The organism is Catenuloplanes sp. NPDC051500, assembly GCF_044454585.1.
In the GTDB taxonomy this organism is placed as follows: Bacteria; Actinomycetota; Actinomycetes; order Mycobacteriales; family Micromonosporaceae; genus Catenuloplanes.
This window is the reverse complement of sequence record NZ_JBITDX010000019.1, coordinates 41,978-61,618: the sequence shown is the minus strand read 5'-3', so window position 1 is coordinate 61,618 and position 19,641 is coordinate 41,978. Positions and strand designations below refer to the sequence as shown.

Below are 19,641 nucleotides of genomic sequence, written 5' to 3'. Positions count from 1 at the left end.
CCGGTACCGGCACTGCCGCCGGTACCGGGCCGCGGGTTTCTCAGGACGACTGCCCGAGATTCGTGACGAGATTGATGGCGACGGCGAGGATGCCGGTACCGAAGGCGTAGGACAGCAGAGCATGCCCGAGCGCCACCTGCCGCACACTGCTGAGGGTGGGCTCGGTCTCGGCGACGCCGAACGCCATGCCGACGGTGAACGCCATGTAGGCGAAGTCGCTGTAGCGCGGCGGGGAATCCTGGGGGAAGTTGATGCCGCCGTCGGTGTCGCGGTAGTACATCCGGGCGTACTTGAACGCGAACACCGTGTTGACAAGCGCCCACGACAGGATGACCGCGACGACGCCGCAGATGACGGACGCCACCGCGATGGCATCCCGGCCACCGGAGGACCGCACAAGTGCCTCCGTCACGGCGGCCAGGCTCACCACGCTGGCGATCAGGACGGCCGAGTCGGTTGAGCGCGACCGGCTCTCCGCCTCGGCAAGCCGCTCGGTTCCGTCCGGGCCCTGCGGCCAGCTGATCCGCCACACCAGGAAGAGAATCAACCCGGACGTCACTATCCAGCCCAGCAGAATGCTCAGTTCGGGGGCACCGAGCAGGGCGGTCACCGCCCCGGCCGCGATACCCGCGGCCAGGGACAGTGAGACCCGGCGGATCGACAACAGCCTGCCGACGGAGGCCGGCACGGCAGTACGACCGCTGTCGTCCGTCATGGTGTGAGGACGACCTTCTCGCAGTTGTCCTCCTTGTTCTTGAACAGTTCGAAGCCGCGTTCGGCCTCGTCGAGCCGCAGCCTGTGGGTGATGATCCGGGTGGGATCGATCTCCCCGCGCTCGATGCGCTGCAGCAGCGGCTCCATGTAGCGCTGCACGTGACACTGGCCGGTGCGCAGGGTCAGCGACCGGTTCATCCAGGCGCCGGCCGGGAACTTGTCGAGCATCCCGCCGTAGACGCCGATCACCGACACGATGCCGCCGCTGCGGCAGGACATGATCGCCTGGCGCAGCGCGTGCGGGCGATCCGTCTCGGACCGGACGGCCTGCTTGACCCGGTCGTACGCGGCGACGTGCGCACTGCCGTGGGTGGCTTCCATCCCGACCGCGTCGATGCACTTGTCCGGCCCGCGTCCACCTGTCAGTTCCAGCAGCCGGGACCGTACGTCGACCTCGTCGAAGTTCACCGCGATGTGGCCGGCCCGCTCGGCCATCTGCAGCCGGTACGGCTCCTTGTCGATGGCGATGACCTTCGCGGCGCCGAGCACCCGGGCGCTGTCCATCGCGAACTGCCCGACCGGCCCGGCCCCCCACACCGCCACCACGTCACTCGGCTGGATGTCGCACATCTCCGCGCCCATGTAGCCGGTGGGCAGAATGTCGGAGAGGAACAGGACCTGCTCGTCGGTCAGATCGGAGTCGATCTTCAGCGGGCCGACGTCGGCGAACGGCACCCGGGCGTACTGGGCCTGCCCGCCCGCGAAGCCGCCGGTGAGATGGGAGTAGCCGAAGATGCCGGCGACCGGATGGCCGAACATCTTCTCCGCGATGCCGGCGTTCGGGTTGGTGTTCTCGCAGCAGGAGTAGAGCTCCTTCGCGCAGGCGGCACACGCACCGCAGGCGATCGGGAACGGCACGACGACCCGGTCACCGACCCGCAGGCGACTGGCGTCCACGCCGGAGCCGACCTCGACGACCTCACCCATGAACTCGTGACCCAGGACGTCGCCGTCCTGCATCGTGGGTACGTATCCGTCGACCAGGTGCAGGTCGGAGCCGCAGATCGCGGTGGAGGTGATCCGCACGATGGCGTCGCGGCGGTTCAGGATCTTCGGGTCCGGCACGTCGCGGACCTCGACCTTGTTGCGGCCTGCCCAGGTGTTCGCCCTCATGCCTCTGCTCCCTTCGCGAGCTCGGCGTCCGACAGCGGTTGCGCCGGGCGTTGCGGGAACTCCTTGCGGGCCTGCTTGCCCCACGGAGCGCCGTCGGACCGGACCACCTCGCCGGTCTCCAGAACCTGCTTGAGCCGGCGCAGGTCGTCGTCGAGCTGCCGGTGCGGCTCCTCGCCGAAGTACTTCGCAACCGCCTTGCCGACCGAGCCGCCGGGAATGTCGTACACAAGCGTCACGTGCACCTCGGTGCTCACCTCGTCCGGCGCCGGCACGAAGGAGACCGTGCCGGTGTTCGGCACGTCGGCGTTCCCGGTCGACCGCCACGCGATCTTCTCGCCGGGCGTCTCCTCGGTGATCTCGGCGTCCCACTCGACGTCCTTGCCGAACGGGGCGGCGGCGGACCAGTGACTCGTCCGGGCGCCGGTCGTGCTGACCCGTTCGAGATGCGTCATGAACGTCGGCAGGTTCTCCAGATCGCGCCAGAACGCGTACACCTCGGACCTGGGTTTGCGGATTGTGGTGGTGGCTGTCAGATCCATGGATCCTCCTCTGTTTGCCCCACGTCGCCGGTCCTTCATCCTCGGGCCGGCACGGCGGCCGGTGGGCCGCCTCGCTGCCGAGTGGACGACGTCTGGTGAGACGGCAGGCCGGATGCGCTGCCACGGTGGGCCATGCAGGCCCACCACGTCGTTCACGACCTAGGGCGTGGTCGGTACGAGCGGCGCGTACCCGCGGCGATACCACCTAAACGGTCATTCCGGTACCCGATGAGACGCGGTCCGCACGCCTGTCGACCGGAAGGTCCCGAGCGCCGGCTCGTGCGAGGTCTCCGGCCACCTGGTGCACCCTGAGCTCTACCCGCGCTGACCGTGGGCCAGGGCGCCGTACTGCAGGCGCAGGCTCCTGGCGAACATCACGTCCCGGTCGAAAGCCGGGCCGTTGCCCATGGTCAGCGGGAAGCGCGCGGTGAGCGCCGCCAGATCGCCGGCGGCCGGTGGTGCGGAGGCCGGATCGGCTTGCTCCTGGAGTACGAAGCCGGTGACGTAGCTCAGCAGCATGTCGGCGGCGACCGCGCGGTCCGGCGGGGCCGCCGAGGACCGCGGCACACGCCCTGACGGGGCTCAGCCGCCTCATCCGTCTTCATCGTGCCGCACGGCCGGCGAGGGCGTCAGGCCGTCCGCGCGGCGCCGCCGCCGGGCGCCGCGGATGCCGATGGGCTGCGGCAGTCGCCCTAGCGGGAGGTGTCGTCGTCCGAGGGCTTCTCGTCGGCCTGGCGGTCGGTCTCGAACGGGTTGCGGAGGCGGCGCATGGCCTCGGGGCCGCCGTCGAAGGCGCCCTGCTTCTCGTCGTCGGCCTTGTCGCCCGGGGGTTGCCGGAACAACGCGTCGCCGTCGGCTTCAGTCCAGCTCATCACACACTCCGAGATCTACCGATTGTTCCTGTCGACACTGACGCTACGTGTGACGGGCGAGGGGTGACCATCCGGCCTACGACAGCGTGGCGGCGTCAGGCCGGCGCTCGAGAGGACGAGCGCGTCCGCGGCCACCGGCTCCCACGGCGGGAGCGGACACGCTCCCGCCGCGGTGGCAGGTGTAGCACCTCACAGCTCAGAGACGGGTGGCCGCGATGTCCGTGACCAGGATGGCGCGGGCGCCGAGGTCGTAGAGCTCGTCCATGATCCGGTGCATGTCGGCGCGGAGGACCATGGCCTGGACGGCGACCCAGCCCTCGCGGTGCAGCGGGGAGACGGTCGGGGACTCTATGCCGGGGGTCAGTGCGGTCGCCTGGTCGAGCAGGTCGGCGCGTACGTCGTAGGCGAGCATCACGTAGCGGCGGGCGACAAGTACGCCCTGCAGGCGGCGCAGCAGCTGGGCGGCGCCGTGCTCCTGGGAGGTCGGCGCGCCGGCCCGGCCGATCAGGATCGCTGAGGAGCGCAGCAGCGGCTCACCGATCGTGACAAGTCCGGCCTGGCGGAGCGTGGCGCCGGTCTCGACGACGTCCGCGATGACGTCGGCGACGCCCAGGCGGATGGCGTTCTCGACCGCGCCGTCGAGGCGTACCACGGTGGCTTTGAGGTTGTTCTCGGCCAGGTAGTGACCGACCACGCCGGGGAACGCGGTGGCGATCCGGCGGCCGTCGATCTCGGCGACGGACTGCAGCGTCTCCGGGCGGGCGGCGAACCGGAACGCGGCGCCGCCGAACGCCAGGTCCATGATCTCCAGCGCGGGGGCGCCGGAGTCGAGGAGCAGGTCGCGGCCGGTGATGCCGAGGTCCAGGTCGCCGGAGCCGACATAGACCGCGATGTCGCGCGGCCGGAGATAGAAGAACTCGACGTCGTTGGCGGTGTCCTGGCAGACCAGGTCACGGTCGTCACCACGCTGGCGGTAGCCCGCCTCGCGAAGCATCTCGATTGCGGGCCGGGAGAGGGCGCCCTTGTTGGGCACGGCGATGCGCAGCATGCGGGAGACTCCAGGGAGAAAGAAGGGGGAACCGACCTCAGCACGATCAGAGATGTCGGTAGACGTCCTTCAGCTCCAGCCCGGTGGCAAGCATCAGCACCTGGGCCTGGTAGAGCAGCTGGGAGATCTCCTCGGCGGCACGTTCCGGACCCTCGTGCTCGGCGGCCATCCACGACTCGGCCGCCTCCTCGACGACCTTCTTGCCGATGGCATGGACGCCGCGCTCGACCGCCGCCACGGTGCCGGACCCGGGAGTCCCGGCGGCCACCTTTGCCTGCAGTTCCGCGAACAGCTCGTCGAAGGTCTTCACGGGAGACGATTCTCGCAGCCCCCTCCGGCCCCGGGACACCCGGGCAGCCAATATGCTTCCCACCATGCGTAGAACCTCCGTGTCCGCCGCCGCCCTGCTGCTCGCCACGGTCGCCGGGGTGTCCGCGTGTGCTCCGGAGGACTCCGGCACCGATGCGGCGCCCGCGGCGACGACAAGCGGCGGTGCGCTGTCCTGCGATCCGGCCTCGCTGAGGACGCTTACTGCGGGAAAGCTGACGATCGGCACCGACCAGCCGGCGTACGAGCCGTGGTTCAAGGACGACAAGCCGGAGAACGGCGAGGGCTTCGAGTCCGCGGTGGCCTACGCGGTCGCCGGCGCGCTCGGCTACGCCAAGGACGATGTGGTGTGGGCGCGGGTGCGGTTCGACAGCGCGATCGCGCCGGGGCCGAAGGCGTTCGACCTCGACATCAACCAGTTCTCGATCACCGAGGAGCGGCGCAAGGCCGTCGACTTCTCGTCGCCGTACTACCTGGTGCGGCAGGCGGTGGTGGCGAAGAACGCGTCGCCGATCGCGGGCGCGACGTCCCTGGCCGGGCTGAAGGACGCGAAGCTGGGCGCGCAGGTCGGCACGACCAGCTACCAGGCGATCACCGACCTGATCAAGCCGAGTCAGGCCGCGCAGGTGTTCAACAGCAACGACGACGCGAAGCAGGCGCTTGAGAACGGCACGATCGACGGCCTGGTGGTGGATCTGCCGACCGCGTTCTACATGACCGCGGCCGAGCTGACCGACGCGAAGATCGTCGGCCAGATGCCGCAGGTGGGCGTGCCGGAGCAGTTCGGCCTCGTGCTCGACCAGGGCTCTCCGCTGACCGGCTGTGTGACGCAGGCGGTCGACTCGCTGCGCACCGCCGGCACGCTGACCAGCCTGGAGAAGCAGTGGCTCGCCCAGGTGGCGGGCGCGCCCGAGCTGTCGTGACCGCCCTCGACCAGGCTCCGGGTGAGGCCTACGCGCCGAGTGAGGCGCAGCGGGCCCGGCTCGCCTACCGGCGCAAACAGTCGGTCCAGTCGGTGATCGTCGGCGCGGTCTCGACGGCGGTGGCGGGCGCGCTTGTCGTGCTGCTCGTCACCGGCTCGCCGGGCTGGCCGCGGGTGCGGGCGTCGTTCCTCGATCCGCAGGTGGCGCTCGACTCGCTGCCGCCGATCCTGCGCGGCCTCTGGCTCAACATCCAGCTGCTCGTGGTGTGCGCGGCCGGCGCGCTGCTGCTCGGCATGCTGATCGCGGTGCTGCGGACCACGCGCGGCGCGGTGCTGTTCCCGCTGCGGGCGATGGCCACCGGGTACACGTACACGCTTCGTGGCATGCCTTTGATCATCGGCTTGTACCTGCTGACCTTCGGCGTGCCGGGACTGCGTCTGCAGGGCACGCCGAGCGTGCTTGTGCTCGGCGCGATCGCGCTGATCATCACGTATGCGGGCTACCTGGCCGAGGTGTTCCGGGCCGGCATCGAGAGCATCCACCCGAGCCAGTGGTCGGCCGCGCGCTCGCTCGGGCTCACCTACCGGCAGACGATGCGGCACGTGGTGCTCCCGCAGGCGGTGCGCCGGGTCGCGCCGCCGCTGCTCAACGACATGGTGGCGCTGCAGAAGGACGTGGGTCTGGTGTCGGTGGCCGGCCTGGTGGACGCGGTGCGCGCCGCGCAGATCGAGACCGCGGACGCGTTCAACTTCACGCCCTACGTGGTCGCGGCCGTACTGTTCGTGCTGCTTGCGATCCCGCTGATCGCGGTGACGGACCTGGTGACGCTGCGCGCGGCGCGGCGGCAGAACGCGGGCGGGCGGTGACGTCGTGGCGGACGGCGATGACGGTGATCTGAGCTTCAGCGAGCAACTCGACCGGGACCGGCTCGACAGGCAGCCGGAGCGCAGCCAGGAGGCGCAGGTCGCCGACTTCGACAAGGCCCGGCAGCGTCGCGAGCGGGCCAAGGACCGCGCTCTCCGCCGCGCCACAGGCACCTTTCCCGCGGTGTCAGAACCATCAACCCCCTCAAGCCCCTCCGAGGGTACGGATGGGAGCGCGGCGACCGGCAGCCTCTACAACGACGCGCCGGAGTTGCCGAGTCGTGGCCGCCGTCGCACGTCCCGGCAGGTCGCGGCGGAGTCGTCAGCGGGCGGTCAGGACGACTCCCCGCCGGGCGGTTCCCGGTCGGGCGGCTATCCGGCGGAGCCGCGCGCGAGCCGGTTCGCGGCGGATCCACCGTCCGGCACCTTCGCGGTGGACCCGGGCTATCCGGCGGATTCGCCGTCCGGCGGTTACGCGGTGGACTCGCCGTCGGGCTCCTTCGCCGTGGACGTGCCCTCGGGCGGCTATCCGGCGGGTTTACCGTCGCGCGGTTACCTGCCGGACTCACCCTCCGGCGGCTACGCGACCTCAGGCGGTTACGCGACCTCTGACGGTTACACGACCTCTGACGGTTACACGACCTCCGGCGGCTATGCGACCTCCAGTGGTTACGCGACCTCCGGTGGTTACGCGACGGAGTCGCCTTCCGGGAGCTACCCAGGGTTTGTGACGCGGGACGCGAAGACCTCTGACGAAGCGGATCCGCAGGGCACCTCTTCGTACCCCCGCATGCCTTTGGAGAAGAGTGCGGAGCGGGAGTCGCGTGATCAGGGTGACCGGCCGCGGCGCTCGCGTCATGCCGCGTCGGCGGAACCGGCGGAGGACGGGCGGCCGACCCGGCGCAGCCGGCGGCGGGAGCGGGAGCGCGACGAGCTGAGCGACACCGCGGCCGGGCTGGTGCGGCCGATCCGGACGACTGACGACCCGAGCGCGCTGCCCACGTTCGGCGACATGGACGAGGTCGCGTTCGTGCCGGTGCCGACGCTTCCGGCGCTTACCTGTTCCGGGTTGCGCAAGTCGTTCCGCGGTGGGCTGGTGCTGCAGGATCTCGATCTGGACGTGGCCGAGCACGAGGTGGTGGTGCTGATCGGCGCGTCCGGCTCCGGCAAGTCGACGCTGCTGCGCTGCATCAACCTGCTTGAGGAGTTGGACGACGGCACGATCCTGCTGGACGGCGAGCACATCACCGACCCGAGGATCAATCCTGACACGGTACGCCGCAAGATCGGCATGGTGTTCCAGTCCTACAACCTGTTCCCGCACATGACGGTCCTGGAGAACATCACGCTCGCGCCGGAACGCGTGCACCGGCGGCGCCGCGCCGAGGTGGAGGCGGAGGCCAGCACCTGGCTGGAACGCGTCGGCCTCGGCGACAAGGCCCGCGAGTACCCGGACCGGCTCTCCGGCGGTCAGCAGCAGCGGGTGGCGATCGTCCGCGCGCTCGTCAACTCGCCGCGGCTGCTGCTGCTCGACGAGGTCACGTCCGCGCTCGACCCGGAGCTGGTCGGCGAGGTCCTCTCCATGATCAAGGACCTGAAGACCGAGGGCATGACAATGATCCTGGCCACCCATGAGATGGCGTTCGCCCGTCAGGTGGCCGACCGGGTCTGCTTCCTGGACGGTGGCAGAATCCTGGAGCAGGGCCCGCCGGAGCAGGTCTTCGGCAGCCCGCAGCACCCGCGTACCCGCCAGTTCCTCCGCCGGATCATCGAGGCGGGACGTCTGTAGTTCCTGATCAACTATCGGGCACACTTGGGCCGTGGAACGTCACGAGTTCGGTGCCGCGGTACGCCAGTTGCGGGAGAACACGGCCCCGGCGGCTGTCGGACTGCCGGTCGGCCGGCGGCGGACCCAGGGGCTGCGGCGCGAGGAGCTCGGCGAGCTCGCCGGGATGTCCGCGGACTATGTGCGCCGGTTGGAGCAGGGCCGCAGCCACCCGTCGGCCGGGGTGGTGAACGCGATCGCCCGCGCGTTGCGGATCGGGCGGTCGGACTACGAGCGGCTCTGCGCGCTTGCCGGGTACGCCGCCGTGGACGGCCGGGTGCCGACCGAGATGGGCCAGGGTGCGACGCGGCTGCTGGAGCGGTTCGCGGACACGCCGATGTTCGTCTCCGACGCGGCGATGAACCTGGTCGCCGTGAACAGCGCGTTCCTGGCGCTTGGGCACTGGCAGCTCACCGGGGACCCCTGGGAGTGGAACATCGCCTGGCGGTCGTTCTGCGACCCGTTCGACGGTTTCAAGCAGTCCGCGACCGACGCGACCGATCATGAGGCGGTCCTGGTCGCCCGCCTGCGGAGCGCGGTGCTGCGATACCCGGCCGACACGTCGCTCGCCGCGCTCGTGGACGAGATGCGGAGCCGGAGCCGCCTGTTCGACACCCTGTGGCGTGCGCCGCGTCCGGTGACGGCCTACGAGAGCAGTGCCGCGTTCAGTCATCCCGACGGCGGCGCCGCTGTCACGCTTGTCGGCAGCCTGCTGGCCATCCCGGGCGACGACCTGACGGCGCTGATGCTCACGGCGGCGCCGGGCTCGGCCGATGCGGCGCGGCTCGCGGAGATCGTCGGCGCCGGGGAGCCGGCCATCGTCAAGGTGGGCCGGGCCGGCCCAGGCTAACCGCGCCGGATCCTGCGAGATTCAGTGACGTCACCGCCACCGCGGCTCCAGTGACCGCCTCCGGGCGATCCCTGTGACGCGGAGGTCGTTCGCGCCGTTCACAGCACATCGCGGCGCTCACAGAAGCAGGTTCAGCGATGAAGGCAGTGCGTTTCCACGAGTTCGGCGGCCCCGAGGTCCTGCGCTACGAGGACGTCGAGCAGCCCACCCCCGGCGCCGGCCAGGTCCGGATCCGGGTCGCCGCGACGTCGTTCAACGGCGTCGACGGCAACATCCGCGCCGGGTTCATGCAGGGGCCGATCCCGGTCGTGCTGCCGCACACCCCCGGCCTCGACGTGGCGGGCACTGTCGACGCGCTCGGAGACGGTGTGGACGACATCGCGGTCGGCGACCAGGTGATCGGCTTCCTGCCGATGACCGGCACCGGAGCAGCCGCGGAGTACGTGCTCGCGCCGGCGGAGATCCTGACCGGGGCGCCGAGGAACATCCCGCTTGCCGACGCGGCGGCGTTCCCGCTCGTGGGCCTGACCGCGTGGCAGGCGCTGTTCGACCACGGCGCGCTTACCGCCGGCCAGCGGGTGCTGATCAACGGCGCCGGCGGCGCGGTCGGCGGATACGCCGTGCAGCTGGCCAAGGAGGCCGGCGCCCAGGTGATCGCCACGGCCGGCCCGCGCAGCGCCGACCGGGTCAAGGCCGCCGGCGCCGACCAGATCATCGACCACACAAGCACGGACGTGGCCGCGGCGGTGACCGAGCCGGTCGATCTCGTGATCAACCTCGCGCCGGTCGCCCCGGAGCAGCTGGCCGCGCTCGTCACGCTGATCCGGGACGGCGGCGCCCTGGTCAACACCACGGTCTGGATGCCCGCCCCGTCCGACGAGGCGCGCGGCGTGCGCGGCATCAACCTGTTCGTCCGCAGCGACGCCGACCAGCTCGCCGATTTGGCCGCCCGGGTCGGCACCGGTGAGCTGCGCGTCGAGGTCGCCGAGCGGGTCGCGCTTGCCGACCTGCCCGCACTTCACGCGCGGGCCGGCGCGGGCGAATTGTCCGGCAAGATCATCGTACTCGCGGCCTGACACGTACCAGGGAGGGATCGTCATGTCTTTGAGCCTGGACCCCGAGATCGCCGCCGCGCTGGCCCCGATGGCCGGTGCGACACCACCGGCGATCGGCGACATCGCGGGGCGTCGCGCCTTCTGGGAACCGGTCATCGGCGCCGCCGGCAACGCCCAGCCGATGCCGTCCGACGTCACGCTCACCGATCACACGGTGACCGCAGACGACGGCGCACAGATCACCGTCCGCTGGTACGTCAAGGACGGCGCGGCGCCCGGCCCGGCCGCGCTCTTCTTCCACGGCGGCGGATACATCTTCGGCCACATCGACCTGTTCGACGGCCCGGTCGCCCGCTATGTGTCGGCCTCCGGCGTGCCGATGCTGTCGGTCGAATACCGCCGCGCACCCGAGTTCCCGTTCCCGACGCCGCTCGAGGACGCCTACGCCGCACTGCGCTGGCTGCACGAGCGCGCCCCCGAGCTGGGCGTCGACCGGGACAGGATCGGGGTGATGGGCGACAGCGCAGGCGGCGGCATGGCAGCGGCACTGACCATCCTGACCCGCGAGCGCGGCGGCCCGCGGATCGCCCGGCAGCTGCTGATCATGCCGATGCTCGACGACCGCATCGGCACGCCCGACCCGCACATCGCGCCGTACCTGCTCTGGTCCTACGACGACAGCCGTACCGCGTGGCCCGCGCTGCTTGGGGAGGCCGCGGGCGGGCCAGGTGTGCCGCCCACGGCCGCTCCGGCCCGGCTCGACGACGCGACCGGGCTCCCACCGGCGTACATCGAGGTGGGGCAGCTCGACGCGTTCCGGGATGAGGACCTCGCGTACGCGGCCACGCTCAGCCGCGCCGGCGTCCCGGTCGAGTTCCACCTGCACCCGGGCGCCCCCCACGAGTTCGACTCGATCGCCTTCACGTCCGACGTCGCCCGCCGCGCCGTCGCCGACCGCATCCGCGTCCTCAGGTCCCTCTGACTGCGGTGTGGCGTGTCCTCGCTGGTCCGAGTCCCGCGCGCCCTTCACCGTCGTCGTGACCTTGACCTCAACCATGGTCGAGGTTCTAACGTCGCGGCCATGAGCGAATATGCGGCGCCGGACGTCGAGGCGATCGAGCAGGTGATCGCCACGGTGGAACGGGCCCAGAACCAGGAGTTGACCGACGAGTTCCTCGGCCTGTTCCGCGAGGACGCGATCTGGACCACCGGGAGCGGCAGACGGCTCTTCGGCCGTGACGCGATCGCGGCCTTTACCCGGCAGACGCTGCCGGGCGGGATGACGGACGCCACAGTGACGTTCCGGCTGGAGCATCTCCTGTTCATCCGCCCGGACGTCGCGGCCGTCAAGGTGCGGCAGATCTACCGGACCGCGGCCGGCCCGGACGCCGGCACGCCGCTGTGGGTGATGGCCAAGGAGGACGGCCGCTGGCTCCTGACGGCCTGCCAGAACACCGCCGCCCCGGTCGACGAACTGCCCCCGTCGTCGACCGGCCGTCCCATTTTCAGCCCTGGCGCCTGACTGCCGGCGTACCCCTGAAGGTTGTCGGCATCTGGGTTTTGGGACACTCGGGCGATGAGCGAGACCGAGGTCGTGAGGCTGCGCCCGCAGCGGGTGCGGATCGTCTGTTATGTGGCGGCCGTGGCGGTGGTGGTGGTGTTCACGCTTGTCGGGCTCGGGCTGTCGGGGCGGGTCAATGACCAGTCGACCGTGGTGTTCAAGGTCGGGGATCAGATCGCGATGATCGGGCTCGGGGTGCTCGCCGCGATCGGGGTGCTGTGGTTCACCAGGCCGCGCGTGGAGGCGGACGCTGAGGGGATCAGGGTGCGGAATCTGCTTGGCAGTTATCAGGTGCCGTGGGCGGTGGTGCTGGGGATCCGGTTCGATCAGCACTCGGCGTGGGCGTTCCTGGAGTTGGCGGACGACGAGTCGCTGGCGCTGCTCGCGGTGCAGACGGCGGACAAGGATTACGCGGTGCAGGGCGTGCGTGCACTGCGCGCCCTGCACTCCACCGCCACGGCCGCGGCCTGACAGCGTCACGCCCCAGGCGTCACATCTCGTTGCTGGGGTCGGACTTCTGCCGTTCGGCGAGTTCGGCGAAGTCGGGGTCGCCGTCGGTCAGGGCGATCGTCCGGTCGAACCAGGTGTGGGCGGTGGCGGTCTCGCCGATCCGCCGGTACAGCTCGCCGACGAGGTAGGTCAGCGCCGCCGCGTTTCCCGGGTCGAGGTCGCCGGTGGCGAGCGCCCGTTCGAACCGGGCGATGGCCTTCCTGCGGAAGGAGGCCTCGTCGTCGTCCGCGTCGACCTCCAGCTGAGCCTCGCAGCACCAGGAGGCCTTGAGGTAGAGGTCGCCGACGAGGAAGTCGGGAGCGCCGCTCCACTCCGCGATCCGGGCGGCCGCCTCGTAGCGGCGCGGGGCCGACGGCCGGATGGTCGCGGCTGTCGGTGTCAGGTGTTCCGCGATCTGGCGGGACACCTCGGACGGTACCTGTTCCTGCTCCCAGAACACCGACTCATAGCCGGCGAAGCCGCAGGCCGGGCAGGAGTGCATCCGGGTCGCGAGGAGATCGTCGTACAGCGGCCGGAAATCCGAGGCCTGTCCGGAGAACGTGGTCTGACTGACCATGGCGTCTCCGTCGAACGGGCCGGCGCAGTTGACACAGGTGAACTCGACCCGCTTCAGCATTGTCATATATCACGCACTTTCTATAGGTTTGCACGGAATGAGGCGGTTCCTCACCGGCGCGACCCACGTTAGATCATGCGTGCCAATTCCGTCCGCCCATTTAGGACGCGAACGGGCCGTCCGCGCTGAACGCGCGTGCGGCGAAGCGGCGGCCGATCAGCCTGTGGGTCTCCGCGTCCGGGTGCAGCGCGTCCGGCAGCGGCAGCGCGGCGGTGTCGGCCTCGCCGTAGAGGTCAAGGCCGTCCAGATAGGACAGATGCGGGTCGGTGGCCGTGCGGGCGGCGACGATGCGGGCCAGCTCGGTGCGGATGACGCGCAGCGTGAGCTTGCCGGCCGCGACCTCGTCCGGCGAGCCGGTGGCGCGGAACGCCAGCCGTCCCTCGGCCAGCGCCGCCATGTCGAACGCGCCCGGGCCCGGTGTGTCCTCGTGGATCGGGCAGAGGATCGGCGACATCACCAGCAGCGGCGCGTCGGGATGCCCGTCGCGGATCGTGTCCAGAAAGCCGTGTACGGCAGGTCCGAACGCCCGCTTCCGCAGCAGATCCGCGTTGACCAGGTTGATGCCGATCTTGACGCTGATCAGTGCTGCAGGCGTGTCCCGCATGACGCGGGCGGTGAACGGGTCGAGCAGCGCGCTCCCGCCAAGCCCCAGGTTGATCAGCTCGACGTTTCCGGCCGCGGCGGCAAGCGCGGGCCAGGTGGTGGACGGGCCGTCCGCGTTGGAGCCGTGGCTGATCGAGCTGCCGTGATGAAGCCAGACCCGGCGGCCACGGTCCGGGATCGGCGTGATCGGGGCGTCCGCCCGGAGGTCGCGCAGCTCGGTCCGCTCCCGGTACGGCAGCCAGATCTCCACGTCCTTCTCGCGCGCGGGCAGCCCGTCGAAGCGCAGCGTGGCGACCGGGCCGCGGGTCAGCGACTGTGTCCCGGTCGCCATGTCGAGGGTGACCGTGTCGCCGCCGTCCGCGGTCACGCGCGTGACAAGCGCGCCGTCGACAAGCAGGTCGTAGACGGTGCCGTCCGGCATGGGCGGTACGCCGGCGAGCACCATGCGGGTGGGCAGCGTGTCCAGCTCGATCCAGGTGGCGGCGGTGCGAAGCGCGACTCGAACCCCCGAGGGGTGGGCCTCGACCTGGGCGAGCTGCGGATCGTCGGCCTGTGCGCGGGCCCAGGCGGGCAGCCGGTGGGGGAGCAGGCCGTGCGGGGTGCGCTCGATCTCGGCCGCACCCCGCAGCAGGTCTTCAGTGATCATGCCTAAAGCATATCGCATAAAACCTAATAGCTTTAGGTAGGCGCTTCTCAATGAAGCGTGAGTACGTTCCAGGACACCGGGGGCAGCACCACCTCGAGCGAGCCGGCCGTGACGCCCGGGTGCGGGTGCGGCGCCACCCGGTCCGGCGCGTCCGCGGTGTTGACCGCGTAGACGTCGTCGTCCGCGAGCACTGTCGCGTCGCCGATCCGCAGCTCCCGGCCGAACGCGCGGGTGTCGACGGTGACCCGCACCGGTTCGTCGATCGAGCGGTTGACCAGGAACAACGCCACCTCGCCCGATGGGGAGTGCGTCGCCACCGCGTCGATCAGCGGCGCGTCCCCGTGCTTCCGTGTCTCGTACACCGGCGAGGAGACCGCGGTGTGCAGCACCGCGCCCCGGGCCAGCGCGGACGCCTGCGCGAACGGGTGGAAGATGGTCTGCCGCCACGCCCGTCCGCCCGGCTCGGTGAAGATCGGGCCGATCACGTTGGCCAGCTGGGCCTGGCAGGCGGCCTCGACCCGGTCGCTGTGCCGCAGAAGCGAGATGAGCAGGCTGCCGACCACTACCGCGTCCGCGACCGAGTAGATGTCCTCCAGCTGGCGCGGCGCGGTCTCCCAGCTGGTGATCGGCGGCTGGTTCTGGAAGCGGCTGAGATACCAGACGTTCCACTCGTCGAAGGAGATGTTGATGCGCCGCGACGACTTCAGCCGTGCGCCGATGTGGTCCGCGGTCGCGGTCACCGCGCGGATCACGTGCTCCATGTCCAGGTTGGACGCGAGGAACGAGCCGAGGTCGCCGTCCACCTCCTCGTAGTACGCGTGCGCGGAGATCATGTCGACCTCCTCGTACGTCTCGGCAAGCACCTCCGCCTCCCAGGCGCCGAACTCAGGCATCGCCGACCCGGAGCTGCCCACTGCCACGAACGTCAGGTCCGGGTTGAGCATCCGCATCGCGCGGGCGGTCTGGGCGGCGAGCCGGCCGTACTCGTGCGCGGTCTTGAATCCGACCTGCCACGGTCCGTCCAGTTCGTTGCCGAGGCACCAGAGCTTCACGTCGTAGGGCTTCGGGGTTCCGTGCAGGGCGCGCAGGTCGGAGAAGTGCGTGCCGCCCGGATGGTTGGTGTATTCGAGCAGGTCGACGGCCTCCGCCACGCCCCGGGTGCCGAGGTTGACGGCCATCATCGGCTCCACGCCGGCCCGGCCGCACCAGCGCAGGAACTCGTCGGTGCCGAATTGGTTCGTTTCAATGGTGTGCCAGGCGAGGTCCGGCCGCTTCTTACGGGACGCGCGCGGCCCCACCCCGTCCTCCCACCGGTAGCCGGAGACGAAATTGCCGCCCGGGTAGCGGACCATCGAGACGCCCAGCTCCCGGGTCAGCTCCAGCACGTCCTGCCGGAAGCCGTCCGGGTCCGCGGTGGGATGGCCCGGCTCGTAGATGCCGGTGTAGACGCAGCGGCCGAGGTGCTCGACGAACGAGCCGAACGTCCGCCGGCGTACCGGCGCGATCGTGAAGGCGGGGTCGAGCGTGACTGTCGCGTGCTGCACGTGAACCTCTCTATCCCTTGAGTCCCGCATCGCCCACGCCGCGGATGACGTGACGTTGCAGGAACGCGTACACGATCACCAGGGGAAGGCCGCCTATCACTGTGGACGCCATGATCTGCGCGTACCGCACGCCGTAGGAGCTCTGCACGGTCCCCAGGCCGACCGGCACTGTCATCAGGTCCGGGTCGCTGACCACGATGAACGGCCACAGGAAGTTGTTCCACGCGGTGACGAACGTGAACACGCCGACCGCGGCCAGCACCGGCCGGGACATCGGCAGCACCACGCTCCAGAACATCCGCAGCCGGCTCGCGCCGTCCAGCTCGGCGGCCTGCTCGTACTCGCGCGGGATGCCGTCGAAGAACTTCTTCAGGATGAAGACCATCACCGGCGCGGCCAGCTGCGGCAGGATCATGCCCCAGTAGGTGTCGACAAGTCCGAGCGACTGCATCTGGTGGAACAGCGGCACGATCAGTGCCTGCGGCGGCACCATGATTCCGGCCAGGATCAGTGCGAACAGCCAGTTCCGCCCGGGGAAGTCGAGCCGCGAGAAGCCGTAGGCGGCCAGACTCGCCGCGGCAAGCGTCAGCACTGTCACGCCGCTCGCCACAAGCGCGCTATTGAGCAGCCAGAGCGGCAGGTCACCGGCGGTGAACACGCTCCGGTAGGCGTCAAGCGTGAACACGTCCGGAATCCAGGTGACAGGCACCCGGGTGGTCTCGCCCTCCGGCTTGACCGAGGTGTCGATCGCCCAGGCCAGCGGCACCAGCCAGAGCAGGGCGAAGGCCACACCCAACAGCGACAGAGGCACGCGGGTACGCATCAGTCGTCCCTTCCGGCCGGGAAGATCTTGAACTGGGCGAAGGCCACCAGAATGATGATCAGGAAGAGCAGGTAGGAGATCGCGCTCGCGTAGCCGATCCGGTAGCTGGTGAAGCCCTGCTCGTAGACGTACTGGATCAGCGGCCGGGTGACCGGCGCGGCCGCCCCCTCGTTCAGCAGGTACACCTGATCGAAGATCTTCAGCGACGCGATCAGCTGCAGCACCAGGATCAGCCCGGTCGTGCGGCGCAGCAGCGGCAGCGTGATCCGCCACAGCCGCTGACCCGGGCCCGCGCCGTCCACCGCGGCCGCCTCGTGCAGTTCCCGCGGGATGCCCTGCAGCGCCGCCAGGTAGAGCAGGAAGTTGAAGCCGACAGTCCACCACAGCGTGCAGAGCACCACGGCGGCCATCGCGGTCCGCTCATCCTGGATCCAGGCGACCTTCTCCCCGCCGAAGAACTCCACCACCGCGTTGAGCAGCCCGAAGTCGGACTGGTAGATCCACAACCAGATCAGCGCGACAACCGTCACGGGCATCAGGAAGGGCATGAAGAACGCAAACCTCAACAGCCAGCCGGTACGCCGCGCGCGATGTGCGAGCAACGCCATGCCCAGCCCGGCAAGCACCAGCGGCGGCGTGCTCAGGATGGTGAACAGGAGCGTGTTCCACAACGAGTCCCAGACCGCGCCGTCCCGGGCCATCTCCGCATAGTTGCCCAGCCCGAGGAACTCGACGTCGCCGCCGGCCAGGCTGGTGTTGAACAGGCTGCTCCACAGGCCGGACAGGATCGGCCAGATCAGGAAGACCGCGTAGACGATCAGGAACGGCAGCGCGAACCAGAGCCCGGTGAACGCGCTGTCCTTGCGTGCGGGCGCGGTGATCACCGGTGGGGGAGCGGTGTCGACGGCCATCGGAGTCCTCCCTGACCCTAGACCGGTGCGGGGGTGTCGATGAGGCGCCTGATGTCGGCCTTGAAGCGCGCCAGTCCCGCCTCCGGGGTGGCAGTCCCGGCCTGTACGGCGCCGAACGCGGCACCGGCCAGGTTCTCCATGTTCGACGCGGAACCGCTGAACCAGGCCTTCGGATCGAGCTGGGCAGTGGTGGCCGCGTCCCGGTACCGCGACTGCGGGTCAAGCGCGAGATAGTCCGGGCTCCGGGTGGCCGGCAGCCAGGCCGGCACGTGCCCGCCCGCGGCCCAGTCCACGCTGTGCTCAAGCATGAATTTCACGTAGTCGAGCGCGGGCCGGGTGCCCGCCACCGTACGGTCCCGCTGGTGGGGGAGCACGAACGTGTGGCAGTCCGCCTGGGTGCGCGCGATGCCGCCCGGGCCGGACGTGCCAGGGAAGACCTCCGGGAACGGCACCATCGAGAACGGCGTCTTCTGCGTCTGGAAGGTGGTGACCTCCCACTCGCCGTTGAACAGGAACGCGGCCTTGCTGCTGCCGAAGAGCGCGACCGCGCCGGAGAGCAGCATCTGGCCCGGCGCGACCTCGTCGGTGACCGAGAGCCGGCGCATGAAGTCAAGCGCCTGCAACGCCTTCGCATCGTCGACGACCAGCGCGGTGGCGTCCGCGTTGAGCAGGTCGCCGTCCAGCTGGCGGTAGAGCGTCCACCACAGGCGCCAGGGGGAGACGCCGAAGTTGTCGAGCACCACCCCGTACCCACCTGTCAGTCTTTTCGCCTCTGAACACGCGGCGACGAGCTCGTCCGGGCCGCGCAACGGGATCAGGTCACCGTTCGCGTCGCTGAGGCCGAGCTGTCTGCACAGGTCCGTGTTGTAGTACATGACGAACGGGTGGGTGTCGAGCGGGATCGCGTAGACCTGCCCGTCCACCACGCAGCGGTCCCAGATCTCCGGCAGGAAGCGGTCCTTCGTGATGCCGGCCTCGGTCAGCAGCTCCTGCGGGAACGGGTCGAGCAGCCGGCCGGGCGCGAAACTGGGCAGCCGGGCCAGGTGCAGGATCGCCACGTCCGGCGCACGCCCGCCGGCCGCGGCCATCGACAACTTCGTGTAGTAAGGCGGGCCCCAGGCGAGCGTGGATGCCTGGAAGTCGAGGTCCGGCCGGCTGGCGGCGAACGCGTCGATCAGCTGAACCATGCGCACGCCGTCCCCGCCGCCGAACAGGTTCCAGTAGCGGAGCCGGTCGCTGCCGGACGGCACGCCGCACGCGGCGGCGGCCATCGCCCCGGCAGCACCGATGAGCAGTCGTCGTCGTTTCATAGCCCGCATCCCTCCCCTGCGCCGATCGAGGCGCGCGTATTACGGGTGCGTTACTTAGGGAGAGAGTGTTAGCGCTCACATGGCGAAAGTCAATGGGTGTACGTCGATGGATGCGACAGGGGCCGCCGCCCGATTCGGCGACCCCCGCCCTGCCCTCGACCCCCGCCCCGCGGTCGAGGGCTCCCGTCCCGCGATGGACGGGGTTTGCCGGCGCCCTCACCAGCCTTCTCCTGTAAGAGGCGACCGGAAGGAGGGTTGATACAGCCCAATGTCACCGGGTGTGCTGCGGGCCCGGGTCGGTCATGAACGCCCGGAACCGTGGGTTGCGCCGCATCCGGTCCAGGCAGCGGGCCCGGTTCGGCCCGATGCCGCCGCACGGCATGCCGAGCCGCGTGCTGATCTCCCCGTACGGCGTGGGCGGGTCGCTCAGCAACAGTTCCAGCAGCTCCCGGCAGTGCGGAGGCAGTTCGTCGAACGCCGCCCGCACCGCCTCCCCGCGCTCCCGGCGCAGCAGCCCGTCATCGACGGAGTCGGCGGTGGCGTCCGCCTCACCCTCGAGTCGCGCGGCTGTCGCGCCCGGCAGTTCCCGTTTCGCGGCCCGGTGCAGGTGGTGACACTCGCGCCGGGTCGTGGTCAGCAGCCAGGCGGGCAGCGCACGCGGATCACGGAGCCGGTCCAGCTGTTCGAACAGCCGCAGCCAGACGGTCTGGCTCACGTCCGCGGTGTCGGCGTCGCTCAGCCGCCATTGTCGGCACACCGACGACACCAGCCGGCCGTACCGGGCGACGATCGTGTCCCACGCCCGCGTATCCCCCCGGGACGCGGCTGTGACGAGCCCTGCCAGGTCGTCGTCTTCCCTCACTCTCACCCGCGACTGCGCGGGCGCTTCCACGATGGTTCCAACCACAATGGTCACTACGGGTCCCCA

At 70.2% G+C, this 19,641-nt stretch carries 22 protein-coding genes; 8 read left to right on the top strand and 14 right to left on the bottom strand.

All coding sequences use genetic code 11. The features are described 5' to 3' along the window. Positions 1 to 40 precede the first annotated feature (40 nt). The 7 genes from ACIA8K_RS30845 to ACIA8K_RS30815 all read right to left on the bottom strand — a co-directional run bounded on the left by ACIA8K_RS30845 (position 41) and on the right by ACIA8K_RS30815 (position 4,656). Positions 41 to 715: a DUF1345 domain-containing protein gene (locus ACIA8K_RS30845; protein ID WP_396065570.1), complete on the bottom strand. Its 675-nt coding sequence runs from the start codon at positions 713 to 715 to the stop codon at positions 41 to 43. Beyond that, positions 712 to 1,887, bottom strand: coding sequence for a zinc-dependent alcohol dehydrogenase (locus tag ACIA8K_RS30840; protein ID WP_396065568.1), 1,176 nt, complete (start codon positions 1,885 to 1,887; stop codon positions 712 to 714). The genes ACIA8K_RS30845 and ACIA8K_RS30840 overlap by 4 nt, the downstream gene beginning before the upstream one ends. After that, positions 1,884 to 2,426 (bottom strand): SRPBCC family protein, encoded by a 543-nt coding sequence (locus tag ACIA8K_RS30835; RefSeq protein WP_396065566.1) that lies wholly within the window; start codon positions 2,424 to 2,426, stop codon positions 1,884 to 1,886. Before ACIA8K_RS30835 ends, ACIA8K_RS30840 begins: the two co-directional genes overlap by 4 nt. Positions 2,427 to 2,741: 315 nt before the next feature. Then, positions 2,742 to 2,993 (bottom strand): hypothetical protein, encoded by a 252-nt coding sequence (locus tag ACIA8K_RS30830; RefSeq protein WP_396065564.1) that lies wholly within the window; start codon positions 2,991 to 2,993, stop codon positions 2,742 to 2,744. Between the two features lie 125 nt (positions 2,994 to 3,118). Next, complete coding sequence (locus tag ACIA8K_RS30825; protein ID WP_396065562.1) at positions 3,119 to 3,298, bottom strand: hypothetical protein; 180 nt, start codon at positions 3,296 to 3,298, stop codon at positions 3,119 to 3,121. A 196-nt stretch (positions 3,299 to 3,494) separates the two neighbouring features. After that, complete coding sequence (hisG, locus tag ACIA8K_RS30820) at positions 3,495 to 4,346, bottom strand: ATP phosphoribosyltransferase (RefSeq protein ID WP_396065560.1); 852 nt, start codon at positions 4,344 to 4,346, stop codon at positions 3,495 to 3,497. Between the two features lie 46 nt (positions 4,347 to 4,392). Next, positions 4,393 to 4,656 carry a phosphoribosyl-ATP diphosphatase gene (locus ACIA8K_RS30815; RefSeq protein WP_396065558.1) on the bottom strand — a complete coding sequence of 88 codons (264 nt, stop codon included), beginning with the start codon at positions 4,654 to 4,656 and terminating at the stop codon, positions 4,393 to 4,395. 64 nt (positions 4,657 to 4,720) lie between these two features. Between ACIA8K_RS30815 and ACIA8K_RS30810 the strand changes: the two genes are divergently transcribed. The 8 genes from ACIA8K_RS30810 to ACIA8K_RS30775 all read left to right on the top strand — a co-directional run bounded on the left by ACIA8K_RS30810 (position 4,721) and on the right by ACIA8K_RS30775 (position 12,221). Then, positions 4,721 to 5,596, top strand: a complete 876-nt coding sequence (locus ACIA8K_RS30810) for an ABC transporter substrate-binding protein (RefSeq protein WP_396065556.1) — start codon at positions 4,721 to 4,723, stop codon at positions 5,594 to 5,596. Next, the gene (locus ACIA8K_RS30805) at positions 5,593 to 6,462 is read left to right on the top strand and encodes an amino acid ABC transporter permease (RefSeq protein ID WP_396065554.1); all 870 of its coding nucleotides are present in this window, start codon (positions 5,593 to 5,595) and stop codon (positions 6,460 to 6,462) included. Before ACIA8K_RS30810 ends, ACIA8K_RS30805 begins: the two co-directional genes overlap by 4 nt. 1,009 nt (positions 6,463 to 7,471) lie before the next feature. Then, entirely contained in the window at positions 7,472 to 8,248 is a 777-nt protein-coding gene (locus ACIA8K_RS30800; RefSeq protein ID WP_396065733.1) for an amino acid ABC transporter ATP-binding protein, read from the top strand. 31 nt (positions 8,249 to 8,279) lie between these two features. Then, a complete protein-coding gene (locus tag ACIA8K_RS30795) occupies positions 8,280 to 9,134 on the top strand; it encodes a helix-turn-helix domain-containing protein (RefSeq protein ID WP_396065552.1) in 855 nt (284 codons plus the stop codon). A 137-nt stretch (positions 9,135 to 9,271) separates the two neighbouring features. Then, complete coding sequence (locus ACIA8K_RS30790) at positions 9,272 to 10,210, top strand: NADP-dependent oxidoreductase (RefSeq protein ID WP_396065550.1); 939 nt, start codon at positions 9,272 to 9,274, stop codon at positions 10,208 to 10,210. Positions 10,211 to 10,232: 22 nt separating this feature from the next. Further along, on the top strand, positions 10,233 to 11,171 hold the full coding sequence (locus ACIA8K_RS30785; RefSeq protein WP_396065548.1) for an alpha/beta hydrolase: 939 nt from the start codon (positions 10,233 to 10,235) through the stop codon (positions 11,169 to 11,171). Between the two features lie 99 nt (positions 11,172 to 11,270). Further along, positions 11,271 to 11,711: an SgcJ/EcaC family oxidoreductase gene (locus ACIA8K_RS30780; protein ID WP_396065546.1), complete on the top strand. Its 441-nt coding sequence runs from the start codon at positions 11,271 to 11,273 to the stop codon at positions 11,709 to 11,711. A 54-nt stretch (positions 11,712 to 11,765) separates the two neighbouring features. Beyond that, positions 11,766 to 12,221: a PH domain-containing protein gene (locus ACIA8K_RS30775; protein ID WP_396065544.1), complete on the top strand. Its 456-nt coding sequence runs from the start codon at positions 11,766 to 11,768 to the stop codon at positions 12,219 to 12,221. Positions 12,222 to 12,240: 19 nt separating this feature from the next. On the opposite strand, the gene ACIA8K_RS30770 is transcribed toward ACIA8K_RS30775, so the two are convergent. The 7 genes from ACIA8K_RS30770 to ACIA8K_RS30740 all read right to left on the bottom strand — a co-directional run bounded on the left by ACIA8K_RS30770 (position 12,241) and on the right by ACIA8K_RS30740 (position 19,581). Next, positions 12,241 to 12,882, bottom strand: coding sequence for a DUF2225 domain-containing protein (locus ACIA8K_RS30770; protein WP_396065541.1), 642 nt, complete (start codon positions 12,880 to 12,882; stop codon positions 12,241 to 12,243). 94 nt (positions 12,883 to 12,976) lie between these two features. Continuing rightward, a complete protein-coding gene (locus tag ACIA8K_RS30765; protein WP_396065539.1) occupies positions 12,977 to 14,125 on the bottom strand; it encodes a GDSL-type esterase/lipase family protein in 1,149 nt (382 codons plus the stop codon). A 47-nt stretch (positions 14,126 to 14,172) separates the two neighbouring features. After that, positions 14,173 to 15,669 carry an alpha-N-arabinofuranosidase gene (locus ACIA8K_RS30760; protein WP_396065537.1) on the bottom strand — a complete coding sequence of 499 codons (1,497 nt, stop codon included), beginning with the start codon at positions 15,667 to 15,669 and terminating at the stop codon, positions 14,173 to 14,175. Positions 15,670 to 15,679: 10 nt separating this feature from the next. After that, positions 15,680 to 16,492 (bottom strand): carbohydrate ABC transporter permease, encoded by an 813-nt coding sequence (locus tag ACIA8K_RS30755; RefSeq protein ID WP_396065535.1) that lies wholly within the window; start codon positions 16,490 to 16,492, stop codon positions 15,680 to 15,682. Further along, positions 16,492 to 17,403 (bottom strand): carbohydrate ABC transporter permease, encoded by a 912-nt coding sequence (locus ACIA8K_RS30750; protein ID WP_396065533.1) that lies wholly within the window; start codon positions 17,401 to 17,403, stop codon positions 16,492 to 16,494. Before ACIA8K_RS30750 ends, ACIA8K_RS30755 begins: the two co-directional genes overlap by 1 nt. Before the next feature lie 17 nt (positions 17,404 to 17,420). Continuing rightward, positions 17,421 to 18,713: an extracellular solute-binding protein gene (locus ACIA8K_RS30745; protein WP_396065531.1), complete on the bottom strand. Its 1,293-nt coding sequence runs from the start codon at positions 18,711 to 18,713 to the stop codon at positions 17,421 to 17,423. A gap of 271 nt (positions 18,714 to 18,984) precedes the next feature. Next, a complete protein-coding gene (locus tag ACIA8K_RS30740; protein ID WP_396065529.1) occupies positions 18,985 to 19,581 on the bottom strand; it encodes an RNA polymerase sigma factor in 597 nt (198 codons plus the stop codon). Positions 19,582 to 19,641 lie beyond the last annotated feature (60 nt).

What these genes read in the sequence shown, in the direction of transcription:
- ACIA8K_RS30845 (WP_396065570.1), bottom strand. Translation starts at nt 715, where the DNA reads ATGACGGACGACAGCGGTCGTACTGCCGTGCCGGCCTCCGTCGGCAGG.
- ACIA8K_RS30840 (WP_396065568.1), bottom strand. Translation starts at nt 1,887, where the DNA reads ATGAGGGCGAACACCTGGGCAGGCCGCAACAAGGTCGAGGTCCGCGAC.
- ACIA8K_RS30835 (WP_396065566.1), bottom strand. Translation starts at nt 2,426, where the DNA reads ATGGATCTGACAGCCACCACCACAATCCGCAAACCCAGGTCCGAGGTG.
- ACIA8K_RS30825 (WP_396065562.1), bottom strand. Translation starts at nt 3,298, where the DNA reads ATGAGCTGGACTGAAGCCGACGGCGACGCGTTGTTCCGGCAACCCCCG.
- hisG (WP_396065560.1), bottom strand. Translation starts at nt 4,346, where the DNA reads ATGCTGCGCATCGCCGTGCCCAACAAGGGCGCCCTCTCCCGGCCCGCA.
- ACIA8K_RS30810 (WP_396065556.1), top strand. Translation starts at nt 4,721, where the DNA reads ATGCGTAGAACCTCCGTGTCCGCCGCCGCCCTGCTGCTCGCCACGGTC.
- ACIA8K_RS30800 (WP_396065733.1), top strand. Translation starts at nt 7,472, where the DNA reads ATGGACGAGGTCGCGTTCGTGCCGGTGCCGACGCTTCCGGCGCTTACC.
- ACIA8K_RS30790 (WP_396065550.1), top strand. Translation starts at nt 9,272, where the DNA reads ATGAAGGCAGTGCGTTTCCACGAGTTCGGCGGCCCCGAGGTCCTGCGC.
- ACIA8K_RS30785 (WP_396065548.1), top strand. Translation starts at nt 10,233, where the DNA reads ATGTCTTTGAGCCTGGACCCCGAGATCGCCGCCGCGCTGGCCCCGATG.
- ACIA8K_RS30780 (WP_396065546.1), top strand. Translation starts at nt 11,271, where the DNA reads ATGAGCGAATATGCGGCGCCGGACGTCGAGGCGATCGAGCAGGTGATC.
- ACIA8K_RS30775 (WP_396065544.1), top strand. Translation starts at nt 11,766, where the DNA reads ATGAGCGAGACCGAGGTCGTGAGGCTGCGCCCGCAGCGGGTGCGGATC.
- ACIA8K_RS30770 (WP_396065541.1), bottom strand. Translation starts at nt 12,882, where the DNA reads ATGACAATGCTGAAGCGGGTCGAGTTCACCTGTGTCAACTGCGCCGGC.
- ACIA8K_RS30765 (WP_396065539.1), bottom strand. Translation starts at nt 14,125, where the DNA reads ATGATCACTGAAGACCTGCTGCGGGGTGCGGCCGAGATCGAGCGCACC.
- ACIA8K_RS30755 (WP_396065535.1), bottom strand. Translation starts at nt 16,492, where the DNA reads ATGCGTACCCGCGTGCCTCTGTCGCTGTTGGGTGTGGCCTTCGCCCTG.
- ACIA8K_RS30750 (WP_396065533.1), bottom strand. Translation starts at nt 17,403, where the DNA reads ATGGCCGTCGACACCGCTCCCCCACCGGTGATCACCGCGCCCGCACGC.
- ACIA8K_RS30745 (WP_396065531.1), bottom strand. Translation starts at nt 18,713, where the DNA reads ATGAAACGACGACGACTGCTCATCGGTGCTGCCGGGGCGATGGCCGCC.